The sequence below is a fragment of the Aureimonas sp. AU22 genome (assembly GCF_001463745.1).
Lineage (GTDB): Bacteria > Pseudomonadota > Alphaproteobacteria > Rhizobiales > Rhizobiaceae > Aureimonas.
On record NZ_BBWJ01000044.1, the window covers coordinates 33,322 to 47,946 of the forward strand.

Below are 14,625 nucleotides of genomic sequence, written 5' to 3' on the forward strand. Positions count from 1 at the left end.
GCTCAGTCGAAGGCGAAGATCTGGCGGAAGATGCCGGGCGCGATGGCCGAGATCGGATTGACGACGAGCGTGGGCGAAGCCATCGCCCCGCTCAGACGGTAGGTGATGCCGATCAAACCGCCTTCCTGACCGTTTCCGAGGATCTGTCCCAGGATCGGGATCGCTCCGAAGACGCGATTGATGCCGTAGGCCGGCATGAACGAGCCGGACACGTCGATCTGCCCGCTCGGATCGTAGACGACGCCCGCGAAGCTGGACCCGAAGATGGGTCCCCGGACGATCCCCTCCGCCACGCGCAACATGCCCTTGTCGTAGGCGAGTTTGGCCGACGCGTGGTCGAAGTAGGCGCGCTCCGTGCGCAACTCCTGCCCGATCGCTTGCGACAGGCTCGCGGTTCCAGGCTTGGGCGACGAGCCGACGATCCGTGACAGACGCGGCTCGTCCACGAGGTTGAAGTTCGTCAGCTTCACGTCCCCGGTGTAACCGGCGTCGCTCGATCCGATGAGGGCCAAGGCGCCCTGCCCGCCCTCCATATGCCCATAGAGACCCGCGAAACCGAGGAGGCCGCCGACATTGTCGGAGGCAATACGGATCCGGCGCTGGTCGTTGCGCGGCGCAAGGTCCCCGATGAGGTTCGCACCGCCGATCGACCCACCGAGCGCGAGCGCCGCCATGCGCCCGTTTGCCGATGCGTAGTTCAGCGAGAACCCGTCGACCGCACGACCGTTGAAACCATCCAGACGACCGACATCCATCGTGACGTCGAACGTGCCGCCGCCGACGCGACCTTTCTTGTCGCGTCCCACGCCTGCCTTGAGTTCGGCAAGGATCGGACGCGCGTCGAACCGGTCTCCCTTGACCTGGATGCCGAACCCGTCGCCGTGCCGCTCGACGTCGACCGCTACCGAGTCGCCGGGGTTGAGCGCGACGCGTTTGAGGCTCGCGCGGCGAAGGCCGCCCTTGTCCACCGCGATCGTGCCGCTCGCCCGGAATCCCTCTCCCTTGAGGTCGAGATCCCTGAGTTCGGTTGTATCCCCGTCGCGTCGGACATCGAAGGTGAGTTCCGCGGCGACCCCTGCGCCCTTCTTCCAGGCGACGGCCGGCAGATCCAGCTCGGTCTGTCCGAGGTCGAGGCTGGCCCGCATGCCGTCGGTGTCGTCCGTGATACGCGCCGCGATCGGGCCCTTGAGGACGCCATCGAGTGCAGGAACGAGATCCACGACCTTCGCCGCGGGCACCTTCAGGTCCGCCTCGAGGCTTCGCGTCCCGACCGGGGTCGCCCCGAACGGCAAGGCGAAGGCGAGCTTGGCCGGCATGCCGTCCATGGAGCCGTCGAGCGAGCCGCTCGCCTGTCCAGGGATGGCATGGAACACACCTCGCAGATTGGCGAACTGGCGCCCTTCTATTGGTTGTCCGGGATCGACGTCGTCGAGATCGGCTTCGACATTCCAGGCGGTCACCTGGCGATCGCGCGGAACGTCATCGCCGAACAGGAGGCTGGCTCCGACCTTGGCTTTCGCCTTTCCCTTCACCGGATCGATCTTCAAGGGAAGGTTTCGGAACGCGCGGATGGGCTCGCGATCCGCCACCGCCAGCAACTGAGGCGCTTCGCCCGATGCGGCGAGGTCAAGTTCGATCCCGAGGTTGCGAGGATTTCCTTCGGGTGGCCGCTGGAGGACAAGCGTCGACGGGCCGATGGCTACGTTGTCGACGCCGACCACATCGGCCTTCTCGACGGCGATATCGGTACGGATGCCCCGAACCGTGATGGTTCCGTCGACCCGATGGAGATCCGGCAGGTCGCCGACCGTCGCCAGGGCGACGCCGCGCACGGGAACGTCCAGCCGCAGCTCCGTGTCGCCCGGCGTACCGCCGATCTTGAACGCGTCGTGGATCCGGTCGCGCTCGATATCGATCGCGATCGTCCCGGTCGGTACGACGCCCTCGTCGTCGAGATGCGCGAGCACCCATCGCCGCGCCTTCCCGGAGATGTTGAACGGCCAGAACGCCTTCACCGATGCCGCCGACAGCGAGTTCGCCGTCAGATCGAGAAAGGTGCGCGCGTCCGGCGCGGAAGCATCGAAGGCGGCCGTCCCCGCCAGCGAGCCGGTGTCGGTGCGCAGAGACGCCAGCGTGAGCTCGGCCCGGCGACCCGACGGCGAGAGACGTCCGGCTAGCTCCAGATCGGCGGACAGGGGCTTCGCGTCGGCGACTTCCTCAAGGCCGACCAGGGAGCGGATGTCCGGTACCGAAACCTTGAAACCATAGACGGGCGGTTCGCCGGACGATCCCAGGTTCGTCTGCTCGACGGAACCGGACATGTCGAACGCCACGTCGCGGAAGCGGAAGGGGCTCGGCTCGATCACGAGGCGCTCTTCGCCCTGCCTGTAGACGAGATCGAGGCGGCCGCTTTCGACACGTGTCCGGTTGAGGCCAAGCTGCAGATGACCGGCGCCGATATGCGCGCTTGCCCGAACGACCGCTGGTTGGTCGGCCCGCTCCCGATCGAGCGACATGTCGAACCAGACGTCCGAATCGCTTCCGAACGGACGCTCGTCCTTTTCGTCGGCCTCGTCCGCCGGAGGCGCGATAGCGCCGAGACCGACGCGACCCGAATGCGCTTCCAGCCGCGTCAGGTGGTTCGACTGCGGATCGAACTCGGCGGTTCCCGACAGGAGGAGCGGCAGGTCTCCGGCCTGCACATTCGTGACGAGCCGCAGCGTCCCATCGAGCGCGCGGTGCAGTTCCACGCGCTTCAGCGCCAGATCCGCCACGGGCCCTACCGCCGCCGGCAAGCCAACGATCCGGATATCCTGGAGGCTCAGCGTGTCGAAGTGAAACGCTTGAAGCGCCTGGAGCTGACGCTCCAGAGCGGCGACGCCGTCGTCGATCGTGCGGGCGAGAGCGGAACGCCCGTCGCCCTGCACGTCCGCAGGAGCGGGAGACCGCGAGCCGCCGCCCGCGAATGCCGCGAGATCGAGCTCGGCGCCGGCGATCTCCAGTCGGCCGAACTCGAGCGAGCCGCCGACAAGAGGCATCAAGCGCAGCGCAACGGACACGCGCTCGACACGCGACTCGCGGTCCGGTCGATCCTTCCGGTGAAGCGCTGCGTCGTACCAGTTCAGCGCCAGGGTGCCGTCGCCGCGCAGCTCGAGCTGCTGACGGCCGAGCGTGGCCTCGTAGCGAGGCCCGAGGAGTCGCGAGAGCGCCGCCGTGGTCTGAGACTGTACGAAGCGCTCGCCCGTCTCGGTGCCGAGAAGGAACACCGCCGCTCCAGCGCCGAGCGCAACGAGAAGCAGGAACAGGCCGAGGATCGCTCCGACGAGACGTCGAATTCTTCTCATCAGGTTCGATCGTCTCCCGAGGGTGGGCGAAGCGCCCTCATGGCACTGCCACCCTTAAGGTCCCAACAATACGGCGATAGCTTGCCTTCGACTTGCCGGCGCTATGATAGAAGGCCAACGGGGTGCGCGCATCTCTCTCGCGCGCCGGTATGTCGCGCCAAGGCGCGAATCTGGTGTCAGTGCAATTGGCCGAAAGGAGGGCCGGATGGCGACCTTGACGACGGGACAGGCTTTTCCGAACTTCGATCTCCCGTCCGACGACGGACATCGCGTGACGAACGCACAGCTCGAAGGCAAGCCGTTCGTCGCCTTCTTCTACCCGAAGGACGACACGTCGGGCTGCACCCTCGAGGCCCTCGACTTCACCGCCCTTTCCAAGGACTTCGCCGCCGCAGGCGTGCCGGTCTACGGCGTATCGCCGGACCCGATCGAGAAACACTGTCGTTTCCGGGACAAGCATGGGCTTCAGGTTCCGCTGCTCGCGGATACGGAGCATGCGCTTCTGCAAGCGGCCGGTGTCTGGGTCGAGAAGAGCATGTACGGCAAGACCTACATGGGCGTCGAACGCACAACCGTCCTCGTCGATGCGAAGGGGCAGGTCCACCGCGTGTGGCCGAAGGTGAAGGTGGACGGTCACGCCCAGATCGTTCTCGACGAGGCGCGCAAGCTCGCCGGCGTGGCCGCGTGAGTCGTTTGGCGACGCCGACCCTGCGCGGGCTTGCGATCGAGGCTCTTCGCGAGCCCGATCTCGACGAGAAGCGACGGCTGACGCGTCTGGCGGGAGAGCGGTGGGCCGCGAGAACCCTCGGTCTCTCTGCACCATCGGACCCGCCGTTGCCGTCACGCCCGGGTCGTCCGGCGGAGCCACCTCTCGTTTCCCCGCGCCACGTGCCGCGCCGGTCCGTCCATACGGTCGAGGGCCGCGTGGCGATGATCCACGCCCTCGCCCATATCGAACTCAACGCCATCGATCTCGCGCTCGACATCGTCGCACGCTTCTGCGGACAGCCCGTGCCGCGGTCCTTCTTCGACGGCTGGATGATGGTCGCGACGGACGAGGCCCGCCATTTCGGTCTCCTGTCCGACAGGCTGTCAGCGCTTGGCTCTCGCTACGGCGCGATGCCGGCGCATGACGGCTTGTGGCAGGCCGTGGATGCGACCGCGCATGATCTCGCCGCACGGCTTGCGATCGTGCCGCTGATCCTCGAGGCGCGAGGACTGGATGTCACCCCTTCGCTCTTGTCCAAGCTTCACGAGGTCGGCGATCTGGAAACGGCCGAAATTCTCGACGTCATCTACAACGACGAGAAGCGCCACGTGGCGGTGGGCGCAAAATGGTTTCGGTTCCTGTGCGCACGCCAGAGAATTGATCCGGCCCGACGGTTCGGGGAGCTTGTGCGCGAATGCTTCCGCGGCGAAGTCAAACCGCCTTTCAACGATCGAGCACGGGCGGAAGCAGGCCTCACACCGACCTTCTACCGAAGCCTCTCTTCGCTTTCCCAGTAGCGGCAACCCGGCGTCAACGCCCCTTTAACCTTAACGGTTTCTAATTCCTCCATGGGGCCGACCGTCCGGCCCGCGTGGAGCGAGTGCATGAGTTCGCAGCTTCGCGGTTCCGTTTTCGGAAACCGAGCGAGATCCCATACGATCGTCCTGGCCCGTGGCGACCGCGTGCGTCACTGGACCGTCCCATCCTGGCTTCTCGGCACGGCAGCGCTCGGTACCATCGTCGGGGTGATCGGCGGGATCGGCGCGATCGCCCTGTCGCTGTCCGGCGACAGCGTCGTTCGTCTGATGCTCGATCGCGAAGTGCAAACCACGACCGTCTACGAGAAGCGGATCAGCGGTCTGCGGCAGGAACTCGATAAGCTCACGACCCGCCAGCACATCGATCGGGACCAGATCGCCAAGGAGCTCGAGGCTCTTCTGTCGCAGCAAGCCCAACTCGTGGGCCGGTTCGAGAAGATGGAGCCCCTCCTCGATCTGGCCGCCAACGAGGGCCTGATCGATCCGGTGCCGACCGCTTCGACCAAGCCGGTTTCCGCTCACTGGGACGTGGTCGGTCGCATCGGTCACGCGTTCACGGCGTCCAAAGCGACGCAGGTCGATCCCGTCGATCACATCCGCGACGTGGTCCTGCCTTCGATCCGAGAGAGCGTCGGCCTCGTCGAGGGACAGCAGGCCGCTGGGGTCGCCAAACTCTCGGAGGACGCCGCAGCCAAGGTCGATCGCATGAGCGACCTCTTGCGTCCCCTCGGCCTTGAAGCCGGCGAAGGGGGCATCTTCGTCGATCCTCCGGCGGATGCGTCGTTCGAAATCCAGTTGCAGCGCCTGGAGGATATGCTGGAGCGCATGGACGATCTTCGCGGCACCGCCGAGCGTCTGCCGCTCGCCGATCCGAAGCCGCCCGGTACGGTGCGCACCTCGACCTTCGGTGTGCGTTCGGACCCGTTTCTCGGACGCGCGGCGATGCATACCGGGATCGACTTCGCCGGCGCGCAAGGCACGCCCGTGCGGGCAACCGGTGAGGGTCGCGTCATATCCGCCGGTGACCAGGGCGGCTACGGTCTTGCGGTGGAAGTGGACCACGGCAACGGCGTGACCACCCGTTTCGGCCACCTGTCGCGCATCGACGTCGGCGTCGGCCAGTCCGTCACGCCAGGGACTCGGCTTGGATTGATCGGCTCGACGGGTCGCAGCACCGGCCCGCATCTGCACTACGAGGTCCGCATCAACGGCGAGCCAGTTAATCCGCAGCGCTACATCGATGCCGGCCATCGCTGGGCGGCGCTCTGATCGTCACGAAGCACAAGAGGCCGCCCTTTGCGGGGCGGCCTCGTGCGTTCGGGAAGTCATGCCGGGTCAGTCGACGTCGGCAACGTCCACGTCGCCACCGAAGACGCGCTGGGCCAGCGCCGCCTCGATGAACGGGTCGATCTTTCCGTCGAGCACATCGTCGGGCGCGGTGCTTTCCATGCCCGTCCGAAGATCCTTGACCATCTGATAGGGCTGCAGGACGTAGGAGCGGATCTGGTGACCCCAGCCTATGTCCGTCTTGGACGCGGCTTCGGCGTTCGCCTTATCCTCGCGGCGCTTCAACTCTTCCTCGTAAAGGCGCGCGCGCAGCATGTTCCACGCGGTAGCGCGGTTCTTGTGCTGCGAACGCTCGGCCTGGCACTGCACCACGATGCCCGTCGCCAGATGGGTGATGCGCACCGCCGAATCCGTCGTGTTGACGTGCTGGCCGCCGGCGCCGGATGCGCGATACGTGTCGATGCGAACATCGCCCTCGTTGACGTCCACCTCGATCGAGTCGTCCACCACCGGATAGACCCAGACGGACGCGAAGGAGGTGTGACGACGCGCCTGGCTGTCGTAGGGCGAGATGCGGACCAATCGGTGCACGCCCGATTCGACCTTCATCTTGCCGTAGGCGTTGTGGCCCTTCAGCAGGATCGTGGCCGACTTGATGCCGGCTTCGTCGCCGGAATTGTGCTCCAGCACGTCGACCTTCATCTTGGCGCGCTCGCCCCACCGCATGTACATGCGCAGGAGCATCGAGGCCCAGTCCTGGCTTTCCGTGCCGCCCGCGCCCGAATGGATCTCGACATAGGTGTCGTTGCCGTCCGCCTCGCCCGAGAGCAACGTCTCGATCTGGCGCTCGGCCACGTCCTTTTCCAGCGCCCGGATGGCGTTCTCGGCCTCCGCAACGACCTCGGCATCACCCTCCTCCTCGCCCATGGCGATGAGTTCGATGTTGTCCTGAAGTCCCTGCTCCAGCGCACGGATGCCGGTGATCGCCGTCTCCAGGCGCTGACGCTCCTTCATCAGGCGCTGCGCCTCGGCGGGATCGTTCCAGAGAGACGGATCCTCGGCGGCCGCGTTCAGGCGATCGAGTTCTCGGACCGATTGATCCCAGTCAAAGATGCCTCCTCAGCAGGCTTACGGCCTGCTTGATGTCGGAGACAATGGATTCGATTTCGGCACGCATGCCGGCATACCCCGCGTGATGATCCTGAGAGAATGGGGCGGACCATAGGGACGGCACGCCAGGCTGTAAAGCGGACGGGCCCCGAACGGTACGAACCGCCGGGGCCGGACGATGGGGCGTGGAAGAAAGGCTTGGAACTAGAACAGGCCGCCTGCGCCGCTCGCGATCGCCTGAGCCGCTTCCGGGGAAATCGACTGCTGCGCCGGAGCGCTGGCATAGGTGCCGCCGATCACCTGATACTGGTCCGAAGGACCGGTGCCCGGCTTGAACGCCTCGATGATCGAACCGTCGGCGCCGGGCGACGCAGCCATGCCGGTCGCACGGTTCACCGCCACCTGCGTCATCCCGTCGGGAATGCGGAAGTCGACGACGGGCTTTCCCGCGAGAGCCTGCTTCATGAACTCGTTGAACACCGGTGCGGCGAAACCGCCGCCGGTGCCGCCATGTCCCAGCGGCTGCGGGTTGTCGTAGCCGAGGTACACTCCGGCCACGAGGTTCGGCGTGAAGCCGACGAACCACGCGTCCTTCTCGTCGTTGGTCGTGCCGGTCTTGCCTGCAACCGGCACACCGAGCTGCTTGACGACCGTCGCGGTACCCCGCTGCACGACGCCTTCCATCATCGACGTGATCTGGTAGGCGGTCATCGGATCGAGCACCTGCTGGCGTTCGTCCACCAGCTCTGGCTCCGCCTGCCCGTCCCAGCCGGAGGCGTTGCAGGTGTCGCACTTGCGGTTGTCGTGGCGATACACCGTGCGCCCGTAGCGGTCCTGAACGCGGTCGATCACCGAAGGCTCGATCGAGCGTCCGCCGTTCGCCATCACCGAATAGGCGGAGACCATACGCATCACGGTGGTTTCGCCGGAGCCCAGCGCCATCGGCAGATACGGAGCCATCTTGTCGTAGACGCCGAAGCGTTCGGCATATTCGGCGACGAGCTTCATGCCCATGTCGTCCGCGAGGCGGACCGTCATCAGGTTTCGGCTCTTCTCGATGCCGAGGCGAAGGGTCGAGGGACCCGCCGACTCTCCGCCGTAGTTCTTGGGCTCCCAGAAGCCCCCGCGGCCATCGGGAATCGAGACCGGCGCGTCGAGGATCACGGATGCCGGCGTATAGCCGTTGTCGAGCGCCGCCGCGTAGACGAACGGCTTGAAGGACGAGCCCGGCTGACGCATCGCCTGCGTCGCGCGGTTGAATTCGGACTGGGCATAGGAGAACCCGCCGACCATCGCGAGCACGCGGCCGGTGTGCGGATCCATCGCCACGAGAGCGCCCTGAACCTTCGGCGGCTGACGCAGGACGTAGCCTTCGCCGTTCGCCTTCGGCTCGACATAGACGACGTCGCCACGAGCCAACACATCGTCGACCGAGCGCGCCGTCGCGCGCTTGCCGTCGCGATCCTGCCGCATCGCCCACTTCATGTCCGCCTGGGTCAGCGTCGCGATATCCCGCTCGGCGCCGCGACGGCCGGAAACCTCACGTGCCGGCTGAAGGCCGATGCTCGCGGAGTTCGCATCTGCGGACAGGACGACGGCGAGACGCCACTCGGGAACGTCGGCATAGGGCTCGATCTTGTTCAGCGCCGGGCCCCAGTCGCCCGCAAGTTCCACCGTCGCCACTGGACCGCGGTAGCCGCGCGTCTGATCGTACTGTACGAGCGCGTGCTGCAGCGACGTGCGCGCCTCGACCTGCAACTGCGGGTCCAGCGTCGAGCGCACGGAAAGACCACCCTCGTAGAGCGCTTTCATGCCGTAGCGGGAGATGACCTGACGACGGACCTCCTCCGTGAAGTATTCCGCCGATGCGAGATACGTGCCGCTCGGGCGCGGGTTGACGCCAAGCGGCTTGGCGATCGCGGCCAGGGCTTCGTCCTGCGAGATCAGGCCGTTCTCGGCCATGCGCTGGATGACCCAGTTGCGGCGACCGATCGCCTCGTCCGGGTCGCGGAACGGATTGTAGTTCTCCGGTGCCTTCGGAAGCGCGGCGAGATAGGCCGCCTCCTGGATCTCCAACTCGTTCACCGACTTGTCGAAATAGGCAAGCGATGCGGCGGCGACGCCATAGGAGCCCATGCCGAGATAGATCTCGTTCAGGTAGAGCTCGAGGATGCGATCCTTCGAATAGGCCTGCTCGATGCGGAGGGAAAGGATCGCCTCCTTTACCTTGCGCTCCATCGAGCGTTCGTTGGTGAGGAGGAAGTTCTTGGCGACCTGTTGCGTGATGGTCGAGCCGCCCTGCATAGGTCCGCCACGCACGTAGAGAAGCGCAGCGCGTCCGATGCCTTCGAGATCGACACCCGGGTGGTTGTAGAAGTTCTTGTCTTCGGCCGAGAGGAACGCGTCCTTCAGCCGCTGCGGGATCGCCTGGATCGGGAGGTAGAGCCGGCGCTCTTTGGCATACTCCGCCATGAGCGAACCGTCGGCCGCGTGGAGACGCGTGGTCACCGGAGGCTCGTACTTCTCGAGCACCTGATAGTCCGGCAGGTCCTGGCTCATATCCGCCACGTACCAGGCGACGCCGCCGGCCAGGATCAGCGCAAGGACGGTGCCGATACCGAACAGGTAGCCGAGAAGTCTGAACATCGTGTCTCCATGGACTACCGCTCTCGCGGCGCACCGAGTGCCGCGCGGCCTGGCCAGCCGGGCAAGACGGGTCCGCCCCGCATTGTACGAATTCCTAACGCATCGTTCATGCGCGGAGAATGCGGCGGGCGAATGATGCTGGGGTCTTGTCGGCCTAACTGTTGCGAAATCGCAACGGTTCGGCGTTCACGGATTGGCGGCTGCCGGCGTGCGGCCCGCGAACTCCGCGATCGAGCGAGCCAGAATGGCCGCCAGACGACGCTGCCACTCGGCCGATTTCAGGTCCTGCTCGTCGTCGGGATTGGACAGATATCCCATTTCCAAGAGGATCGACGGAACGTCCGGCGCCCGCAGGACTCGGAAGCCCGCGGAGCGCTTGGGGTTGTTGATGAGCCTGATCTCGCCGCTGCGCATGTCGGCGACCAGTTGCAGAGCGAAATGCTCGGACAGCGCTTCCGTCTCGCGTCGGACCAGATCGACCAGAATGTCGTGAATTTCGGGCGCGTCCTGGTCCCATTCGGGACCAGCAAAACGGTCGGCGGAGTTTTCGACGTCGGCGAGCTCTCGCGACAGGCTGTCGGATGCCTTCTCCGACAAGGTGTAGACCGTCGCGCCGCGCAAGTCCTTGTAGCGAATCGAGTCGGCATGCAGCGATACCATCAGGTTTGCGCCCGCCCGCCGCGCGATGGCCGCGCGCTCGTTGAGGGGAATGAAGGTGTCGTCCTCTCGCGTCATGACGACTTTCACGCCGGAGAATTTCGCCAGCGCGTCGCGCAGCGCCTTGCCGAAGGCGAGATTGACGGCTTTTTCCTCGGTGCCCTTCTCGCCGGTCGCGCCATTGTCGATCCCGCCGTGGCCGGGGTCGAGGACGACCACGAACGGCCTTGTCGCTTCGTTCGTCTTCGTCGCCACGGAAGCGGTCACAGTTGCCTGCGGGAGCGCAAAGGCGTCGTCGTCCCCCGGCTTGAGGCGCAAGGCGACACGCGAGGCGCGCCCGTCCGGCGTCACAGTCATCTCCGGGCGAACGGCGCGTGTAAGCGTGAGAATCAACCGGTAGCGATCGGCTCCGACAAGCCCATGCCGCAGATCCTTGACCAGTTTATCGCCCGCGATGTCTGGAAGCTTGGCGGCCGCTAGCGTCTCGTCGAAATCGAGGGCGACGCGGTAAGGGTTGCGCAGAAGCACCAGCCGCGGTTTCGCCGGTCCCTCTACGTCGATATCGAGGCCGAATCCCTCTTTGCCGGGCGACTGCGTAATCGCGGTCACGATCGACGGATCGCCAGCGGCGTGCGCAGAATGGGCGGCTGCCGCGAGGAACAACGGGACGAGCGCGAAAAGCACGAAGCGGATGATGGTCACGATTGGCGGCCGTCGAATGCTGGGGTTCGCAATTGGTTGCTGGGTCGAACAGGATAACGGCAATCGTCGCAACTGCCGCTTTGACAGGCTCTCCCCTTGTTTGCACGACTATACAGCCTTACAAGCATAATTGAGGCTCTCGCGTCATCGGCACGGGTGCGTCGTCAAGGTCATCGGCTTTATCGAGCCGACCACCTCGACGTCGGCACAATCCGTCCGACGCTGGAAACTCGCACAGATTTGCGCCGGCAGGGTCTCACACGCCCACCGGTCTCTTCGCGAACGAGGCATGGATTGAAAGTCCGCCGAACTCGCGTTCTCGTCGGTCGCGAAAGCGGCCATCCTATGTTGCAGGTCGTTCACGCGTGTCATTGGCATACCAGCTCCCATCGACGCCTGCGCCCCGCCCCTTCGGGCCGGACGCTCCTGCGTCGCGGATGCTTGCCTCGCCGCGGTTTGAACGCACCATTGCGGACCCCATCATGCCAGCCCCACGGCGGACCTTCGAGGTCGCGCGATCCGGGCGGCCGCGGGTCCCGGAGTTGAGATCACATGGCAGACAAGATGCTGATCGACGCGGCCCACCCGGAGGAAACCCGGGTCGTCGTCGTCAAGGGTAACAGGGTCGAAGAGTTCGACTTCGAGTCCGAACACAAGAAGCAGATCAAGGGAAACATCTATCTGGCGAAGGTGACGCGCGTCGAGCCGTCGCTCCAGGCCGCCTTCGTCGAGTATGGCGGCAATCGCCACGGCTTCCTCGCCTTCAACGAGATCCATCCCGACTACTACCAAATTCCGCACGCCGATCGTCAGGCGCTGATCGAGCACGACCTCGCGCAGGCCGAAGAGGACGAGGAAGCGGAGGAGCGCAAGCCGGCCAAGGCCGGGCGCTCGCGCAGCCGCCGCCCCCGCTCCGGTGAGGCGAAGGCCGCCGACTCGGCGGACGACAGCGTTTCGGAGATCGTCGAGGTCGAGGCCGCCGAGGACACCGCTCCCGGCGACACGGCGGACGAAAGCGTCGTGGCTGGCGCTGGCGACACGCAGGAGGAGCCGGCTGCACTGGAAGGCGCAGAAGCGGCATCCGACGATGAGGGTTCCGAACCGGCCGAAGCGAAGGCCGACGAGGACGAGAAGCCGCGGCGGGGTCGCCGTTCGCGTCGTTCGCGCGACACCGAGGAAGAGCCCGCGGCCGACGAGGCCGACGAGGTGGACGATCTCGGCAGCGAAGACGCGATGGAGGAGGTGCCGGTTCGCAGCAACCGCGCGCCCCGCAAGCAGTACAAGATCCAGGAAGTCATCAAGCGCCGCCAGATTCTTCTGGTTCAGGTCGTGAAGGAAGAGCGCGGCAACAAGGGCGCCGCGCTCACCACCTATCTGTCGCTGGCCGGCCGTTACTCGGTTCTGATGCCCAACACCGCACGCGGCGGCGGCATTTCCCGCAAGATCACCAACGCCGCCGACCGCAAGCGTTTGAAGGACCTCGTTCGCGATCTGGAAGTGCCGCGCGGCATGGGCATAATCCTACGCACGGCCGGCGCCAACCGCACCAAGCCCGAGATCAAGCGCGACTACGAATATCTGATGCGCCTGTGGGAGACGGTGCGCACGCTGACGCTGCAGTCCACCGCCCCCGCCCTCGTCTACGAGGAGGGCAGCTTGATCAAGCGGTCGATCCGCGACCTCTACAACAAGGATATCGACCAGATCCTCGTGGCCGGCGAAGCCGGATACCGCGAGGCGAAGGACTTCATGCGCATGCTGATGCCGAGCCAGGCAAAGGTCGTGCAGCCCTATCGCGAGCAGAGCCCCATCTTCGCGCGCCAGGGCATCGAGGCGCAGCTCGACAAGATGATGCAGCCGCACGTGACGCTGAAGTCCGGCGGCTACATCATCATCAACCAGACCGAGGCGCTCGTCGCCATCGACGTGAACTCCGGCCGCTCGACGCGTGAGCATTCGGTCGAGGACACGGCCTACCAGACCAACCTGGAGGCGGCCGAAGAGGTCGCCCGCCAGCTCCGCCTGCGCGATCTCGCGGGTCTCATCGTGGTCGATTTCATCGACATGGAGGAGAAGCGCAACAACCGGAACGTCGAGAAGCGCCTCAAGGATTCGCTGAAGGACGACCGGGCGCGCATCCAGGTCGGCCGGATCTCGCATTTCGGCCTTCTGGAAATGAGCCGCCAGCGCATCCGCGCCAGCGTGCTGGAGTCCACGACGCAGACCTGCCCGATCTGCAGCGGCAACGGCTTCATCCGTTCGTCGTCGTCGCTGGCGCTTCACGTACTTCGCTCGATCGAGGAGCACCTGCAGAAGCATGGCACGCACGACCTGATCGTGAAGGTGCCGACGGCGACCGCGCTCTACGTGCTCAACGAGAAGCGCGGGACGTTGGACGAACTCGAACGGCACTACGGGCTGCGCATCCTGCTCGAGGCGGTCGAGGGCTTCGGTCACCAGCACGTCGCGATCGAAAACGGCGCCGAGGCGACACGTCGCGTGAAGCCGGAGGCGATCACGACGCTCTCATCCGTGACGCCGGACGCGGTCGAGATCGAGGAAGTCGTGGTCGAGGCCGATGTTGAGACCGACGTCGCGGAAGAGGGCGATGCGGTTCCGGCCCGCGCCAACGGATCGGACAGCGACGATCAGCGCGACGGTTCGCGCCGCCGCCGCCGCCGTCGCCGCGGCGGTCGCAAGAGTGACGACAACGGCAACGAATCGTCTGCTGTTGCGTCGGAAGATCATGCCGAGGGCCAGGTCGGTGCCGAAGCCGAGGCGGACGCCTCTGCCGAACCGGTCGCCGAGGCAGATGCAGCAGACGACGATGGCAATGGGGGCGACCGGAAGCGTCGCCGCCGTGGCCGTCGCGGCGGTCGTCGCAACCGCGACGAGGAGACGCGAAGCGAAGCGTCCACGGATGGCGAGAGCGAAGATGTCGTCGCGGAAGAGGTCGGCGAGGAAACGGCGGTTGAACTTCCCATGTTGGCCGAAGCCGACATCGACAACTCGTTCGAGCCGGAAATGACCGACGGCGTAAACGCGGTGGAAGGCGACCTTTCGGAGACCGAAGGGGCGCAGACCATCGCCGATGTCGCCGTACCGGACGAAAACGAAGTCATGTCCGAGACAGCTGAAGCCGGCGCCGCGTTGGACGGCAATCCCCCGCTGGACGCCGTCTTCCCTTCTGAAGACGACACGTCCCTTTCCGAGGACGCATCCGTCGAGGAGGAGACGGTCACCGTGCGTCGGGGCCTTCGTCTGATCGCCAATGGCGAAGAAGCGTCGGACGAGGGCGCCGAGGAGAAGCCGAAGCGTCGCGGCTGGTGGTCGCGCAAGACCGCGGAATAAG

General features: G+C 65.8%; 8 protein-coding genes. 4 read left to right on the top strand and 4 right to left on the bottom strand.

All coding sequences use genetic code 11. From position 1 onward, the window contains the following. Positions 1-2: 2 nt before the first annotated feature. Positions 3-3,344 (bottom strand): hypothetical protein, encoded by a 3,342-nt coding sequence (locus AUL34_RS15615; RefSeq protein WP_061935529.1) that lies wholly within the window; start codon positions 3,342-3,344, stop codon positions 3-5. Positions 3,345-3,549: 205 nt separating this feature from the next. Here AUL34_RS15615 and AUL34_RS15620 point away from each other — a divergent pair, with 205 nt between their 5' ends. From AUL34_RS15620 to AUL34_RS15630, 3 genes are all read left to right on the top strand, one after another. After that, positions 3,550-4,032 carry a peroxiredoxin gene (locus AUL34_RS15620; RefSeq protein WP_061935532.1) on the top strand — a complete coding sequence of 161 codons (483 nt, stop codon included), beginning with the start codon at positions 3,550-3,552 and terminating at the stop codon, positions 4,030-4,032. Further along, positions 4,029-4,850, top strand: a complete 822-nt coding sequence (locus AUL34_RS15625; RefSeq protein WP_061935535.1) for a ferritin-like domain-containing protein — start codon at positions 4,029-4,031, stop codon at positions 4,848-4,850. Before AUL34_RS15620 ends, AUL34_RS15625 begins: the two co-directional genes overlap by 4 nt. Positions 4,851-4,937: 87 nt before the next feature. Then, a complete protein-coding gene (locus tag AUL34_RS15630) occupies positions 4,938-6,140 on the top strand; it encodes a M23 family metallopeptidase (protein WP_061935538.1) in 1,203 nt (400 codons plus the stop codon). 66 nt (positions 6,141-6,206) lie between these two features. On the opposite strand, the gene prfB is transcribed toward AUL34_RS15630, so the two are convergent. The 3 genes from prfB to AUL34_RS15645 form a co-directional block, all read right to left on the bottom strand. Further along, positions 6,207-7,335, bottom strand: a protein-coding gene (gene prfB / locus AUL34_RS15635) for a peptide chain release factor 2 (protein WP_156420957.1) whose coding sequence is annotated in 2 segments (ribosomal slippage) — positions 6,207-7,265 and positions 7,267-7,335 — 1,128 coding nt in all. Because the reading frame shifts where the segments join, the coding sequence is not laid out codon by codon here. A gap of 137 nt (positions 7,336-7,472) precedes the next feature. After that, positions 7,473-9,914 (bottom strand): penicillin-binding protein 1A, encoded by a 2,442-nt coding sequence (locus AUL34_RS15640; protein WP_061935544.1) that lies wholly within the window; start codon positions 9,912-9,914, stop codon positions 7,473-7,475. 186 nt (positions 9,915-10,100) lie between these two features. Continuing rightward, positions 10,101-11,273, bottom strand: coding sequence for an N-acetylmuramoyl-L-alanine amidase (locus AUL34_RS15645; protein ID WP_061935547.1), 1,173 nt, complete (start codon positions 11,271-11,273; stop codon positions 10,101-10,103). A 552-nt stretch (positions 11,274-11,825) separates the two neighbouring features. Here AUL34_RS15645 and AUL34_RS15650 point away from each other — a divergent pair. Continuing rightward, positions 11,826-14,624, top strand: a complete 2,799-nt coding sequence (locus AUL34_RS15650; protein ID WP_061935550.1) for a ribonuclease E/G — start codon at positions 11,826-11,828, stop codon at positions 14,622-14,624. The last annotated feature ends 1 nt before the right edge of the window (position 14,625 follow it).